Origin of the sequence: Myxococcus sp. CA056 (assembly GCF_013336715.1) — a bacterium.
Classification (GTDB): Bacteria; Myxococcota; Myxococcia; order Myxococcales; family Myxococcaceae; genus Myxococcus; species Myxococcus llanfairpwllgwyngyllgogerychwyrndrobwllllantysiliogogogochensis.
This window is the reverse complement of record NZ_JABUMT010000004.1, coordinates 829,404-843,060: the sequence shown is the minus strand read 5'-3', so window position 1 is coordinate 843,060 and position 13,657 is coordinate 829,404. Positions and strand designations below refer to the sequence as shown.

Here is a 13,657-nt window from a genome sequence, read left to right as displayed (position 1 = left end):
CAGCCCTTTCAGGAGGCTCGGGCAGCGCCCTGCAGCGCGCGCTGGGCGGCCACCCAGCCCCGGGCTTCCTCTTCCGTTTCCACCATGCCGAACGGAGCGCCCTGCGTCCGCCCGAGCAGGGCCGAGGCCCGCCCCATCATGTTGGCCATGGTCCGCAAGGCGAAGCTCGCGCCGAAGAGGACGGTGGCCACGAAGGGCATCGCCTCCGGGTTCTCGCTCAGCGTCTTGCGCGCGTCCGCGGAGATGCTCGTCCCGCGACGCACATCGGAGATCAGATAGAGCCGGGGATGCGTCGCACTCAGCTCCAGCGCCACCTGGTTCAGCTCGTGGAGGAGCTTGAGGTCGAACACCCCGACGTTGACCAGTCGGATGATGTCGGGCGACTCGAGCCACACCTTGTTGTCACCGAACGTCCACATGCGGACCATGCCGTGTCTCCTCTCGGAAATCGAAGGGGTCAGCGCCGGGAGGTGGAGGTGTTGCCGCCACGCCCGGCCAGGTGCTGGAAGCAATCGCGCAGGCCTTCCTTCAGGCTGCCGAGCGTCTTCACTTCCCGCAGGTCCACGCCAATCTGGACCAGCGTCTGGGCAATCAGCGGGCTGATGCCCGTCACCACGCAGTAGGCGCCCAGCAGGCGCGCCGCGTTCACCATCTTGATGAAGTGGTTGGCCGTCATCGTGTCCACCACCTCCACGCCGGTGATGTCGATGATGACGCAGCGGGCCTTTCCCTGGACCACCCGCTGCAGGAGCCGCTCCGTCATCTCCACGGAGCGCTGCGTGTCCACCACGCCGACGATGGGCAGCGTGAGGATGTCCTCCCACAGCTCGATGATGGGCGTGGACAGGTCGCGGATGGCGTCGCGCTGCCGGTCGATGGTGGAGAGCTTCTCCTCCAGTTCGCGGTGACTCGCCGCCAGGCGCGTCAGGGCCTCCTCGTGCTCGCGGCGGGTGGTGGCCAGCTCGCGCACGAAGACGTTGAGCGTCTCCTCCAACGCGGCGAGCTCGTCCTGCTCACGGATGGAGATGGTGGTGCGCTCGGGCGAGAACTCCCCCACGGAGATGAGGGACAGGACGTCGATGATGCGCCCCACGCGCTCGGGGTCGACGGTCAGGGGTGTGGGCAGGGCGGTGCTCATGGAGTCTCCCTCAGACGACGTTCCTGGCCACGGGGGGAGCGATGATGCCGAGCATCTCGTCCGCGAGGCGCTGGGCCTCCTCGCGCTCCGATTCGGCCGTGCGCGCGCCCACCGCCCGGACGCCGAGCAGCGACAAGCCTTCCTCCAGCCCCAGCGCCGTCTCCACGCCGTCGAGTTGGATGCCCATGCTCTGGAGGGTGAGCGCCACGTCGGCGCCCATGCCGCACAGCACGGTGCGCGTGCCCATCAGCCGGGCCGAGGCGGCCAGCCGCGCCAGCACCGCGCACAGGTGGCTGTCCACGAGCCACAGGCCGGAGATGTCCACCACCATCCCCTTCGCGCTGGTGCGCTGGATGTCGCGCAGCACGTCCGAGCAGAGCTGCGCCGCCTGCGCGTCGGTGATGTCGCCCTGGAGCGGGACGATGAGCTGTCCCCACAGGGGGATGATGGGGATGCGCGACAGGTCGCGCGAAGGGAGGGGACTGTCCGGGTGGCTCACGACGGCTCCACATCCGCCACCAGCACGGTGGCGTCATCGGTGACACGGCCGAAGCGCTCCATCAGGAACGCGCAGGCCGCATCGGGGGACTGCGTACGGACCAGCTCCAGGTCCAGGCGAAAGCTCAAGCCGTCGGTGAAGACCGCCAGACGGTCTCCGGGCGACAGCACGGTGGAGACGGTGCGCAGCGTGCGGAAGGACTGGCCGAGGATGCCCGGCGTGGGAAGCACCGGCACGCGCGTGCCCACGGTGCGCAGCTCCACGTTGCCCACACCGCCACAGTGCAGCGTGTGCCCGTCGAACACGGCGAGCATGATGGCCGCGCCCCGGCCATGGCGCAGCGCCGCGTGCAGCGCCTCCATCAGCGGCTCCACGGACGGGCCCAGCGGCGCCTGGCCCAGGCAGCGCACGGCCTCCGCCGTCGCCTGTGCCGCCGCGGGCCCGTGGCCCAGCGAGTCCACCACCGCCAGCAGCGTGTGCGGCCCGTCGACGCGCACCACCACGCCGTCGCCGTTCTCCACCTCGCCCACCTTCGGACGGGTCCGGTGGGCGATGGACAACCTCACAGCCACACCTCGAACTCCACCTGCGTTCCCGTGGCGCCCGTCTTCACCTCGAACCGGTCCGCCAGACGCTTGACGCCCAGGATGCCCAGGCCCATGCCCGTCTTGCTCCGGTAGGTGCCCGACAGCACGCGCTCCAGCTCCGGGATGCCCCGCCCCTGGTCCTCCGCGCGCACGCGCAACAGCTTGCGCGGCGTCTGCACGGGGATGAGCTGGATGGTGCCGCCGCCCGCGTAGGAGATCTGGTTGCGCGCCAGCTCGCTCACCGCCGTCGCGACCTTCTGGCACTCGTAGCCGCGTCCCCCCATCGACTCGCACAGCGCGCGCGCCGCGAGCCGAGCATGGCTTGCGTCCGCCTCCGTCCGCACCAGGTACGTGGTGGGCCGCGCGTCCATCGTCGTCGTCGCGGGGGCCGGCGTCGGCTCGCGCGCGGCGCTCAACCCCGAGGGGACGGTGGCCGTCGCCGTCAGGGCCCGCAACCGCGCGGCCAGGTCCGGACGTCGGGCCGGGTCCACGAAGTGGCGCGTGGCGGGCTCCAGCGCCTCGATGACCCGCGGCAGCTCCGCCGCGCCCAGCGTGTCCGCCGACAATCGCAGCGGCTCCAGCGTTCCTCGAAGCACCAGCCGCGCGGCGGTCTCCGTCATGAAGTGCTGCAAGACGCCCAGCAGCTGTGTACTCGTTACGCCCCGACTCACCACGGTCTCCTTGCTTCCAGACTCATGCGCTTGCGCGCGAACACTTCCAGGCCACCGCCCTCGCGGTTGGACACGCGGACCTCGTCGGTCAGCCGTCGCACGGCGGCGCCGCCTTCACCCAGGCTCTCTCCTGGCAAAGGCCCTGGGCGTCCCTCGCGGCCGACGAAGAGCCGCTCCGGCTCCGCCATGCCCGGGCCCCGGTCCAGCGAGCGGATGCAGAGCCAGCCGTCCTCACACCACACCTCCACCGTCCCGCCCGCCCGCGTGTGACGCACCAGGTTGGTGGCCAGCTCGCTCACCACCACCGCGACCTCCGCGCTGGAGGCCGCCGACAATCCCGCGTCCCGGGCGAAGCGCCGGCCCATCGAGGCCGCCACCACCGCATCCACGGGATGGCGAACGACGACGGACAGCCGGGACTCAAGCGAAGCAGAGGAAGGCAGTGGCAGCGGCAAAACTCATTCCCGGAGTAAAACCCTTGGAATTACGCCAGTATGAGGCAACAAATCTGCGGGGCCTGTAAAGCGGTTCACATTCCACCCATGGAATCCGCTTCGGTTTCCCGGAAGAGGCGTCTAGATTCCTGGGTTTTTTCGTTTTACTCCCGTGCTTCACCCGCTTGCGCCGGGATGCTCCGGGAATCCGTCACTTCAGCTCCAGCCTCTCCGAAAGCCACGGGGCGGGAACGACCCACGCGAAGTGCGTGGGCGTTCGACCAGGAGAGCGCCTTCCGGGCTCAGCCGCCGTTGAGCAGTTGCACCTGAAGGTCCAACCCCACGGCGAGGGTGGTTCCGCGAGGCAGCTCCACCCAACTCCCCGGGCGCTTCAGGTGGCTGGCCAGGACGACGGTGCGGCGACGCCGGTGGGCGCCCACCGCGGGCTGCGACTCTGAAGAGCTGGCCGTCACTCCGCAGGGCACGCACTCCGCGCCGCCTTCGAGTCGCGAATAGAACAGCGGCTCCTCGCCGAAGCGGCAGGCCACGAGGAGGTATCCATTGGTGGCCACCAGGTTGAGCGTGGACGCGCGAGGGATGCCCGCATCCACGGAGCGCTTGATGACCTCGCGCGCGGTGTCCGCCAGCATGCGACCGGCGACGTGCGCCTCCAGCCGGGGGTCGTCGGTGCGCCCCACGTCACGCAGGTGACGCAGGAAGAGCGCGAAGAGCACCTCGCTGTCCGTTCCGCCGTGCACCTGACGCTGCAGGTGCTCTGGCAGCGAGTCCAACAGGGTCGCGCGCAGTTCGTCGAAGCCACTGACACTGCCCTGGTGGGCGAACAGCCAGCGGCGCGAGCGGAACGGCTGGGTGTTCTCCTCCAGCGACTGGCCCACCGGAATGCGGCTGGCGTGGAACAGCAGGGCTTCCGACTCACCCGGTGGGGCGAGCCCCACGAGCGAGGGCTCCCCTTCCGCGCTGGAGAAACGGCGCAGGAGGACCTCGTCCTGGGCGTACGCTCCCACCCCCACCGCGTTTGCGCGAGGCTCCGTCTGGACGAGCACCTGCTCGGCGAGCCGGTGGAGCTCGCACCTGAGCAGGTTCGGGTCTGACGTGAGGGCTGCGAGGACGACGGACATGAGGGAGAACTCCTTTGCTCCATAGATAATGACGTCCCCTCCCCCCCTCAAGCCAGCGGGCACGCCCCCTTGCCACTTCGCTAAGTGCTTGAAATGGCTGGGCTTTACATTGATCGAACATTGACACCTCTTCCGGAGGCTCCTAACCTCCGGGCGCTTCACCGACGGCCTCGGGCTAGACCCTTCACCGGAGATGGAATGTCGGACGACATCGCAATCGGCATCGACCTTGGCACGTCGTACTCGTGCGTGTCGGTGGTCCAGGATGGCCAGCCCATCGTCATCCCCAACGAGTGGGGAGAGACGACGCATGCCTCCTGCGTGTCCTTCCTCGAGGATGGCTCGGTGCTGGTGGGCAACGCGGCCAAGAAGAACATCATCACCAGCCCCGAGACGACGGTGTACTCGGCCAAGCGGCTCATCGGTCGCTACTACTTCTCCGACGAGGTGAAGAAGGCACAGGCGGTGATGCCGTACCGCATCGTCGAGGGCGAGAACAACTCGGTGCGCATCGGGGTGAGGGAGCGTGCGTACTCGCTGCCTGAAATCTCCGCGCTGGTGCTCAAGGAGATGAAGGCCGTCGCGGAGACGTACCTGGGACGTGAGGTGACCAAGGCGGTCGTCACCGTTCCGGCGTACTTCAACGACAACCAGCGACAGGCCACCAAGGACGCGGGCCGCATCGCCGGGCTGGAGGTGCTGCGCATCCTCAACGAGCCCACGGCGGCGGCGCTCGCGTACGGCTTTGGCCGGGACGTCAACCAGCGCGTCGTCGTCTACGACCTGGGCGGCGGCACGTTCGACGTGTCCATCCTGGAGATCGGCAAGGACGTCTTCGAGGTGCTCGCGACGGCGGGCGACACGTACCTGGGCGGCGACGACTTCGACGACCGCATCATGACGTGGCTGGCGGACGACTTCCTGGGCAAGACGCGGTTGGATTTGCGGCAGAACAAGTTCTGTCTGCAGATGCTGAAGGAGGCCGCGGAGAAGGCGAAGATCGACGTGGGGCAGACGGGCTCCGCGGACATCCTCTGCGCGGGCATCTGCCAGGACGCGCAGGGCAACGTGATGGACCTGCGCCACACGTTGAACCAGGACCAGTTCAACCGGATGGTGATGGACCTGGTGCAGCGCACGTTCAAGGTCTGCGACGAGGCGCTGCAGAGCGCTCGGCTGACGGCGGCGGACATCGACGCGGTCATCCTCGTCGGCGGGCCCACGCGGCTGCCCATCATCCGCAACTCCGTGAAGCACTACTTCCAGAAGGCTCCGCTGGAGGGCATCAACCCAGACCAGGTCGTGGCCATGGGCGCGGCGCTCCAGTCGCATGCGCTGCTGGACAGCAAGACGGAGACGTTCCTGGTGGACGTCACGCCGCTGACGCTGCGCATCGGCACGGTGGGTGGGTACACCGAGAAGATCATCGACAAGAACACGCCGGTGCCCATTGACCGCTCGAAGGCGTTCACCACCAGCCGTGACGGGCAGGAGAAGGTGAAGATTCGCGTGTATCAGGGCGAGTCCAACCGGGCCGACGAGTGCGAGATGCTCGGTGAGTTCGAGTTCGCGGGCTTCCGCATCGGCTATCGCGGCGAGGTGAAGATCGAAGTCACGTTCGAGATCAACACGGACGGACTGGTGAACGTGTCCGCGTGTGACACGGAGACGGGACAGAAGACGTCGACGACCATCACCTTGTCGTCTGGCATGTCGGAGGACGACATCCAGAAGTCCATCCAGGCGAACCGGAGCACCCGCCTCGCCGGACACAACAACAACGACCTGCCCGCCGTGGCCCAGTAGACGAGCGCGATGTCCGAGCCTTCCGATCCCAGCTCCGGCAGGCCGCCGGGAAGCCCGCCCGGGACACCGGCGGCTCCCGCGCGCCCCGCCATTCCGCGGATGACGGCGGCCACCCCGGGCCCCGTGCCGCCCACTCCGGCGCCGGTGGCCAGGCCTCCCGCCGCCGCCCCGCCGCGTCCTCCCGGAACGGAAGCCGCGCCCGCTGGAGTGCCGACAGCAAGACCTCCGGGCGTCGCGGCGCCGGCCGTGCCTCCATCGCAGCGGCCCACGGTGTCCGTGCCCGCCATCACCGCGCCCACGCCGCAGCGCACGAGCGCCACGGGGCTGCCCTCGGTGGGAAGCCCCACCTCCACGCCCACGGGCGCGAGGCCCACGGTGGCCGCCATGCCCGCCGTCGGTGCGCCCGCGACTCCGGCGACGGGTGCGAGGCCCACTGTCTCCGCAGGGATTCCCGCAGTCGGTGCGCCCACGACTCCGGCGACAGGTGCGAGGCCCACTGCCTCCACAGTGCCCGCTGTCGGTGCACCCGCGACTCCGGCAACGGGTGCGAGGCCCACGGTCTCCGCGGTGCCCGCTGTCGGTGCGCCCGCGACTCCGGCAACGGGTGCGAGGCCCACTGTCTCCGCGGTGCCCGCAGTCGGTGCGCCCACGACTCCGGCGACAGGTGCGAGGCCCTCGGTCGCGGGCGCCATTCCCGCTGTCGGTGCACCCGCGAGTCCAGCAACGGGTGCAAGGCCCACGGTCGCTGCAGGCATTCCCACCGTCGGTGCACCCACGAGTCCAGCAACGGGTGCGAGGCCCACTGTCTCCGCAGGCGTTCCCGCCGTCGGTGCGCCCGCGACTCCGGCAACGGGTGCGAGGCCATCGATCGCCGCAGGCATTCCCGCCGTCGGTGCGCCCGCGACTCCGGCAACAGGTGCGAGGCCCACGGTGGCTGCTGCCATGCCCGCCGCCGGCGGTGCACCCGCGAGTCCCGCAACGGGTACGCCGCAGGCTCAAGCGACAGCGAGGCCCACAGCGCCCGCCGCGCGAGCAGGACCACCGCCCTCGCCCCAAGGCGCACCTTCCGGGATCGCGCCGTTGACTCCCCCGCCTGTCGCGGGCGGAGCACCCGGGGGCGCAGTCCCCTCCGCTTCGGGCCCCGCCCCGCGTCCGACGCCTGCGGGCCTCGCGCCGCTGACACCTCCTCCCGTCGCGGGCGCTGCGCCTCGCACGGCGCCCATGGGCACGGTGCCGCCGCCTCCTCCAGGTTCGGGCCCGGCGCCGCGTGGGACTCCCGCCGGTCTCGCGCCGCTGACGCCACCTCCTGTCACCGGCACGCCACCTCGCGCGGCTCCCGTCGGCACCGTGCCGCCTCCTCCGGGTTCGGGCCCCGCGCCGCGTGGGACTCCCGCCGGTCTCGCGCCGCCGACGCCTCCTCCTGTCGCCGGCACTCCACCCCGTGCGGCTCCCGTCGGCACCGTGCCGCCTCCTCCGCCTGTCGCGGGCACCCCGCCTCGCGTGGCATCCGCCGGCACCTCGCCCCTGACGCCTCCGCCCGTCGCGCCTCGCGCCATCGTGCCGCCGCCACCTCCCGTCGCTGGCGCCGCGCCCCATGGTGCGGTGCCGAGCATTCCTCCCGGAGTCCCGTCCATCGCGCCCGCGGTGCCGAGCATCGCCCCGGCGGCCCCCTCCGTCCGTCCGGCGACCACTCCCCTGGCGGGACCGCCCCACACCACCGTTCCGAGCATCGCCCCGGCCGTACCGCCGCAAGGCGCCGCGCCACGGGGTCCCGCGCTCACGCCCCGTCCACCTCCGACGCTCGCCGTCGGACAGGTCGTCCCGCCTCCGCCGCCGACCTCAGCTCCGCAGGCACGTCCGGGCGCACGGCCCACGATGTCGCTGCCGGCACTGGCGCCCTCGGACCTGCCGCCCCGGCCTCCCGCCGCGGCCACCGTCCCGGGCATCCCGCCGATGACGGCGCCCCGCGTTCCGGCCATCAGCCCCATGGTGCCGCCCATCGCGCCGGCGGTCCCTTCCATCGCGCCCATGGCGCCGCCTCCACCGCCGAGCGCGGCCAAGGGCCCGGGCCTGGATGAACACCAGCTCGCGGACCTCCAGTCGCGCTGCGCGAAGCTGGACCAGCTCGACTACTTCGAGGTGCTCCTGCTGGAGCGCACGGCCACTCCCGCCGACATCAAGAAGGCGTTCTACCGGGAGAGCCGCACCTACCATCCGGACCGCTTCTTCCACATCGACGACAAGCAGCTCAAGGAGCAGGTGCACGAGCTCTACAAGCGCGTCACCGAGGCCTACTACGTCCTGCGCGACGACACGAAGCGCAAGAAGTACCTCGTCGATGTGACGGGCGCGGAGCGCGCGCAGAAGCTGCGCTTCACCGAGGCGTCCGAATCCGAGACGAAGGCCGCCGCGAAGAAGGAGCAGGAAGAACAGATTGGCACCCACCCCAAGGGGCGCCAGTTCTACCAGCAGTCCCAGAAGGACATCGACGCCGGCAACTGGTCCGCCGCCGAGCGCAACTTGAAGATGGCCCTCACCTACGAGCCCTCCAATCCCCGCTACAAGGAGAGCCTGGCCGAGGCGCAAAAGCGCCTGTCTGAAGAAGCCAAGGCCAAGGGCGACTCGTTCAAGATTCGCTGACGTCGTCCGGAGGCGCGGCAAAGCCCCATGGTCATCGACCTCATCATCCTGGGCATGGTGCTCTTCTTCGGGCTCATCGGCGCCCTCACCGGCGCCTCACGCCAGGTGGCCAACTGGGTGGGCCTGGCGCTGGGGTTCTTCGCCTCGCGCCGGCTGGGCCCCTTCGTCGCACCCCGGCTGGCGGAGGCACTCGACGGCCCGCTGCTGCTGGGCCTCCTGCTGGGCACGGTGCTGCTCTTCGTCGGCGTGTGGCTCACCGTGCGCTACGCGCTGGGCACCCTGCTCCAGCGCTTCCTCGCCACGGGCAAGCAGAACGAGAACCGGGGCATCGACCGGTTCCTCGGCTTCGTGCTGGGCGCGGGGAAGACGGCGGCCTTCGCCTGGATGGCCCTGAGCGCGATGACCTTCTTCGAGCAGCACGTCATCGTCGCCGGCAAGCGCATCGGCGTGTCGCCCAAGGACTCCCTGGCCGCCCACGCCGCGCGCCGCTACAACCTCTTCGAGATGACCCAGTTCGCCCCCATGGACGACATGGTCCAGGTGGCCAAGGCCGCGGGGGACCCGGAGCGCGCGGCGTCACTGAAGAACGACCCCGCCTTCAAGGCCCTGCGCAAGGACCCGCGCTTCCAGCGGCTCCTCCAGGACGACAAGGTGAAGCAGGCGCTCGTCCGGGGCGACACGGCCGCGCTCCTGCGCAACGACCTGGTCCTCCAGCTCATCCAGGACCCGGACATCGCCGCCCGACTGGGAGCGGCGGCCCGGGCCTCGGAGCATGCCGGGGACGTCATACGTTGAGCTGCACGGCGTCCAGCCCCACCAGCCGGGGACGCACGTAGTCCGCGTCCACCTTCAACTGCCGACGACGACGCTCGGGCGCCTCGAACATGATGTCCGCCATCACGTGCTCCAGGATGGAGCGCAGCCCACGAGCCCCCAGCCCGCGCGACACCGAGTAGTGCACCACCTCGCGCAGCGCCGCGTCGTCGAACTCCAGCTCCAGCTCGTCCATGGCCAACAGCTCACGGAACTCCCGGACGATGGAGTCCGGCGGCTCCGTGAGCACACGGATGAGGTCCGCCTCGCCCAGCAAATCCAACTGCACCACCACGGGCAGGCGGCCGAGGAATTCCGCCAGCATCCCGAACTCCACCAGTTGCTTGGTGCTGATGCGCTTGCGGAGCCGCTTGGAGGCGTCGTCCGCGCCGAAGCCCAGGGGCCTGCTGAACGCCTCGTCGCCGGCGTCGTGCAAGTCACTGAAGGTGCCCGCGCAGATGAAGAGGATGTCGCGCGTGTCCACCTGGACGAAGTCGCTCTTGTTCCAGGCCTGGGTGACGTTGAGCGGCACGTACACCTCGCGGCCCTCCAGGAGCTTCAGCAGGGCCTGCTGGACGCCCTCTCCACCGATGTCCCGGCTGCCCGCACCGTTGCGGGCGCCCTGGGAGCGGCGGGCAATCTTGTCCACCTCGTCCACGAAGATGATTCCCCGCTGCGTGTCCTCGACGGAGTGGTTCGCCTTGAGGAGCAGGTCGGAGATCATCACCTCCACGTCTTTGCCGTAGTAGCCCGCCTCCGTGTACTCGGTGGCGTCCACGGTGGTGAAGGGCACCTGGAGGATGTCCGCCAGGTTGCGGGCGATGTGCGTCTTGCCGCTGCCGGTGGGGCCAATGAGCAGGATGTTGGATTTCTTGATGAGCGACTGCCGACGCAGCCTCCGGGCCTGCACGCGCTTGAGGTGATTGTGGGCGGCGATGGCCACTGCCCGCTTGGCGGCGTCCTGGCCAATGACGTAGCGGTCCAGTCGCTCGTAGATTTCTCGAGGGGTCAGCGGCGCTTCTTCCCTGCGTGCGGACGACTCCATGTACCCTTCCCTTCTATCCACGCGTCCTCCCGACACTCCGTCCAAAGGGTAGGAATCAGATGGAAGGTCCGCCCGCCAGGACAGGGGCCCGGGGTGGTCGCCTGCCCGCCAGCTTGCTGTCCCTTCAGCCGGCTGTTGTATGCGGGGGGGCTTTCCTATAGTTCCCGCGCCCCTCCAGTGTTGACTGGAGTCCACCCTCCATTTCCCTGGGAGCCTCGAACCGCCGATGCCCGCAAACGCCCCTCCGCACCGCTGGACCCTCGCTGACGCGCACGAGCTCTATGGAATCCGGAACTGGGGCTCGCCCTACTTCGGCATCAACGACAAGGGCCACGTCTGCGTCCATCCGGACGGCCCCCAGGCCCCCAGCATGGACTTGAAGGACCTGGTGGACGAAGTTCGTCGCCGGGGCATTGGACTGCCGCTGCTGCTGCGCTTCACGGATGTGCTGCGCCACCGCGTCGTCCACCTCAACGAGGCCTTCCGCAAGGCCATGGCCGACCAGGGCTTCAAGGGCGGCTACCGGGGCGTCTACCCCATCAAGGTGAACCAGCACCGCTACGTGGTGGAGACCATCATCGAGGCGGGCAAGGGCTACAACTACGGCCTGGAAGCCGGCAGCAAGCCGGAGCTGATGGCGGTGATGGCGCTGTTGGAGAACGAGGAAGCGCTCGTCATCTGCAACGGCTACAAGGACGAGGAGTACATCGAGACGGCCCTCTTCTATTCGCGCCTGGGCCGCAACGTCATCCTCGTCGTGGAGAAGCCCAGCGAGCTGCCCCTCATCGCGGAGGTCTCGCGCCGCACGGGCATCACCCCGCGGCTGGGCATGCGCGTGAAGCTGTCCACCCGTGGCGCCGGCAAGTGGGAGGCCAGCGGCGGAGACCGCTCCAAGTTCGGCCTGTCCTCGTCGGAGCTGATGAGCTGCATCAGCTTCATGAAGGACACGGGCCTGCTGCCCGCCTTCGAACTGCTGCACTTCCACCTGGGAAGCCAGATCTCCAACATCCGCAACGTGAAGAACGCGCTGCGCGAGGTGGGCTGCTTCTACGTGGAGGTGGCGCGTCAGGGCGCGCCGTTGAAGTACCTGGACGTGGGCGGTGGCCTGGGCGTGGACTACGACGGCTCCCAGACGAACTTCGCCTCCTCCATGAACTACACGACGGAGGAGTACGCCAACGACGTCGTCTTCGGCGTGATGGAGGCGTGTGACCGCGCTGGCGTGCCGCACCCGACGCTCGTCTCCGAGTCGGGGCGCGCCGTCGTCGCGCACCACGCGGTGCTGGTGGTGGACGTGCTGGGCACCAGCGAGTTCGACCCGGCCCACGTGCCGGACAAGGTGGACGAGAAGGCGCCCTCCGTGGTGCGCAACCTCCTGTCCACCTTCCGCGAGGTGACGAACAAGAACCTGCTGGAGGCGTGGCACGACGCGCAGGACGCCAAGGAGGAGAGCCTCACCCTCTTCTCGCTGGGTCACCTGTCGCTGGAGCAGCGCGTGGCGGCCGAGAACATCTACTGGGCCACCTGCCACAAGATCATGCGCATCGCGAAGGAGGCCGGCGAGATTCCCGAGGAGCTGGACTCGCTCGAGAAGGCGCTCAGCGACACGTACTTCTGCAACTTCTCCGTGTTCCAGTCGCTGCCGGACTCGTGGGCGATTGACCAGCTCTTCCCGATGATGCCCATCCACCGGCTGGCGGAGAAGCCGACGCGCCGCGCGACGCTGGCGGACATCACCTGCGACTCGGACGGCAAGATCGAGCACTTCATCGACAAGCGCGAGGTGAAGGACGCGCTGGAGCTGCACGCGCTCAACGATGACGACTACTACCTGGGCATCTTCCTGGTCGGCGCGTACCAGGAGATTCTCGGCGACTTGCACAACCTCTTCGGGGACACGCACACGGTGCAGGTGTCGCTGGCGCCCAACGGCGGCTACCTCATCGACCACGTGGTGGCCGGTGACACCGTGACGGAAGTGCTGAACTACGTCAGCTACAGCAGGGATGACCTGGTGGCCCGGCTGCGCAAGTTCACCGAGATGGCGCTGCGCCAGGGTCGCATCTCCCTGGACGAGTCGCGCACCCTGCTGCGCATGTACGAGGACGGCCTGTCCGGTTACACGTACCTGGAGCGCGGCGTGGACGCGACCTTCGCGGGCAGCGCCAGCCAGCTCCGTCTGGTGCCGGTGCCGGACGCCACCCGTCCTCCGGTGTCTCCGTCGGGCACGTAGTCACTTCGCCTTCGACGCTTCAAACCCCGCCCTCCGCCGCGCCCCTTGAGGGGAAGCGTCGGGGGGCGTGGTGTTTTCAGTAGCTGGCGATGGCGGGCTCCCCGGCGCCGAAGGGCGTGGGCTCGTCCGCGAAGGCGACATCCGCCGCGCGGGCGCGCAGCCGCTGGAGCCCCGCCTGTTGCAGCTCACCCCGGGCGACGAGCGACTCGAAGTCGAAGCCCGCCAGCCGCAAGTCGTGAAGTTGGAGCCGCGCCAGCGTGCTCCACAGGGACATGCGGCCCTCGGTGGCCGTGCACAGGCCCTCCAGTTCGATGAGGCGACTCAAGGGCGAGTAGCGCACCCAGTGGCCGTTGAGCTTCAGGCGGCCCGCCTTCTCCATCACCCACGCGACGCGGGGCTTGAGCGGGTCCTTGCGCAGCTCCAGGGCCCGCATCACCGCCTCGAGCGTCCGCTGGTCCTGGCGCAGCTCCGGGATGAGCGCGGCCAGGAAGTGGCCCACGGGGTTGCTGTGATTCTCCGACTCGGTGCGCCGCGCCAGCGCGATGCCCGCCACCGAGCCCGCGTGGTGATCGCTGAGATAGATACCCAGTCGCTTCGCATCCATGCCGCCCCTCCCGGCCACGCGGCCCACACCGCCGCGGGGGAAGGGTTC

The 13,657-nt window shown here is 69.4% G+C and carries 13 protein-coding genes; 4 read left to right on the top strand and 9 right to left on the bottom strand.

Features of this window, described 5'->3' with window-relative positions; genetic code table 11:
• Positions 1–8: 8 nt before the first annotated feature.
• From HUA76_RS21855 to HUA76_RS21825, 7 genes are all read right to left on the bottom strand, one after another.
• Positions 9–428 carry an STAS/SEC14 domain-containing protein gene (locus HUA76_RS21855; protein ID WP_174461942.1) on the bottom strand — a complete coding sequence of 140 codons (420 nt, stop codon included), beginning with the start codon at positions 426–428 and terminating at the stop codon, positions 9–11.
• Positions 429–457: 29 nt separating this feature from the next.
• Complete coding sequence (locus HUA76_RS21850; protein WP_141642923.1) at positions 458–1,138, bottom strand: STAS domain-containing protein; 681 nt, start codon at positions 1,136–1,138, stop codon at positions 458–460.
• Positions 1,139–1,148: 10 nt separating this feature from the next.
• Positions 1,149–1,637 carry an STAS domain-containing protein gene (locus tag HUA76_RS21845; protein WP_174455022.1) on the bottom strand — a complete coding sequence of 163 codons (489 nt, stop codon included), beginning with the start codon at positions 1,635–1,637 and terminating at the stop codon, positions 1,149–1,151.
• Positions 1,634–2,209: a SpoIIE family protein phosphatase gene (locus HUA76_RS21840; protein ID WP_371745574.1), complete on the bottom strand. Its 576-nt coding sequence runs from the start codon at positions 2,207–2,209 to the stop codon at positions 1,634–1,636. Before HUA76_RS21840 ends, HUA76_RS21845 begins: the two co-directional genes overlap by 4 nt.
• On the bottom strand, positions 2,200–2,895 hold the full coding sequence (locus HUA76_RS21835) for an ATP-binding protein (protein ID WP_371823506.1): 696 nt from the start codon (positions 2,893–2,895) through the stop codon (positions 2,200–2,202). Before HUA76_RS21835 ends, HUA76_RS21840 begins: the two co-directional genes overlap by 10 nt.
• Positions 2,892–3,284: an ATP-binding protein gene (locus tag HUA76_RS21830; RefSeq protein ID WP_371745576.1), complete on the bottom strand. Its 393-nt coding sequence runs from the start codon at positions 3,282–3,284 to the stop codon at positions 2,892–2,894. The genes HUA76_RS21835 and HUA76_RS21830 overlap by 4 nt, the downstream gene beginning before the upstream one ends.
• 347 nt (positions 3,285–3,631) lie before the next feature.
• Complete coding sequence (locus tag HUA76_RS21825; RefSeq protein ID WP_141642921.1) at positions 3,632–4,468, bottom strand: class II glutamine amidotransferase; 837 nt, start codon at positions 4,466–4,468, stop codon at positions 3,632–3,634.
• A gap of 198 nt (positions 4,469–4,666) precedes the next feature.
• Here HUA76_RS21825 and dnaK point away from each other — a divergent pair, with 198 nt between their 5' ends.
• The 3 genes from dnaK (at position 4,667) to HUA76_RS21810 (ending at position 9,709) form a co-directional block, all read left to right on the top strand.
• Positions 4,667–6,274 carry a molecular chaperone DnaK gene (gene dnaK / locus HUA76_RS21820; protein ID WP_141642920.1) on the top strand — a complete coding sequence of 536 codons (1,608 nt, stop codon included), beginning with the start codon at positions 4,667–4,669 and terminating at the stop codon, positions 6,272–6,274.
• Between the two features lie 1,875 nt (positions 6,275–8,149).
• The gene (locus HUA76_RS46470) at positions 8,150–8,914 is read left to right on the top strand and encodes a J domain-containing protein (RefSeq protein WP_141642942.1); all 765 of its coding nucleotides are present in this window, start codon (positions 8,150–8,152) and stop codon (positions 8,912–8,914) included.
• Between the two features lie 27 nt (positions 8,915–8,941).
• Positions 8,942–9,709, top strand: coding sequence for a CvpA family protein (locus tag HUA76_RS21810; RefSeq protein ID WP_141642919.1), 768 nt, complete (start codon positions 8,942–8,944; stop codon positions 9,707–9,709).
• On the opposite strand, the gene clpX is transcribed toward HUA76_RS21810, so the two are convergent.
• A complete protein-coding gene (gene clpX, locus HUA76_RS21805) occupies positions 9,699–10,772 on the bottom strand; it encodes an ATP-dependent Clp protease ATP-binding subunit ClpX (RefSeq protein WP_174461941.1) in 1,074 nt (357 codons plus the stop codon). The two genes, HUA76_RS21810 and clpX, sit on opposite strands and share 11 nt — an antisense overlap.
• Before the next feature lie 226 nt (positions 10,773–10,998).
• Between clpX and speA the strand changes: the two genes are divergently transcribed.
• Positions 10,999–13,005, top strand: a complete 2,007-nt coding sequence (gene speA, locus HUA76_RS21800) for a biosynthetic arginine decarboxylase (RefSeq protein WP_141642917.1) — start codon at positions 10,999–11,001, stop codon at positions 13,003–13,005.
• A 76-nt stretch (positions 13,006–13,081) separates the two neighbouring features.
• On the opposite strand, the gene HUA76_RS21795 is transcribed toward speA, so the two are convergent.
• On the bottom strand, positions 13,082–13,609 hold the full coding sequence (locus HUA76_RS21795) for a hypothetical protein (RefSeq protein WP_174461940.1): 528 nt from the start codon (positions 13,607–13,609) through the stop codon (positions 13,082–13,084).
• Positions 13,610–13,657 lie beyond the last annotated feature (48 nt).

What these genes read in the sequence shown, in the direction of transcription:
- HUA76_RS21850 (WP_141642923.1), bottom strand. Translation starts at nt 1,138, where the DNA reads ATGAGCACCGCCCTGCCCACACCCCTGACCGTCGACCCCGAGCGCGTG.
- HUA76_RS21795 (WP_174461940.1), bottom strand. Translation starts at nt 13,609, where the DNA reads ATGGATGCGAAGCGACTGGGTATCTATCTCAGCGATCACCACGCGGGC.
- HUA76_RS21810 (WP_141642919.1), top strand. Translation starts at nt 8,942, where the DNA reads ATGGTCATCGACCTCATCATCCTGGGCATGGTGCTCTTCTTCGGGCTC.
- clpX (WP_174461941.1), bottom strand. Translation starts at nt 10,772, where the DNA reads ATGGAGTCGTCCGCACGCAGGGAAGAAGCGCCGCTGACCCCTCGAGAA.
- speA (WP_141642917.1), top strand. Translation starts at nt 10,999, where the DNA reads ATGCCCGCAAACGCCCCTCCGCACCGCTGGACCCTCGCTGACGCGCAC.
- dnaK (WP_141642920.1), top strand. Translation starts at nt 4,667, where the DNA reads ATGTCGGACGACATCGCAATCGGCATCGACCTTGGCACGTCGTACTCG.
- HUA76_RS21825 (WP_141642921.1), bottom strand. Translation starts at nt 4,468, where the DNA reads ATGTCCGTCGTCCTCGCAGCCCTCACGTCAGACCCGAACCTGCTCAGG.
- HUA76_RS21855 (WP_174461942.1), bottom strand. Translation starts at nt 428, where the DNA reads ATGGTCCGCATGTGGACGTTCGGTGACAACAAGGTGTGGCTCGAGTCG.
- HUA76_RS46470 (WP_141642942.1), top strand. Translation starts at nt 8,150, where the DNA reads ATGTCGCTGCCGGCACTGGCGCCCTCGGACCTGCCGCCCCGGCCTCCC.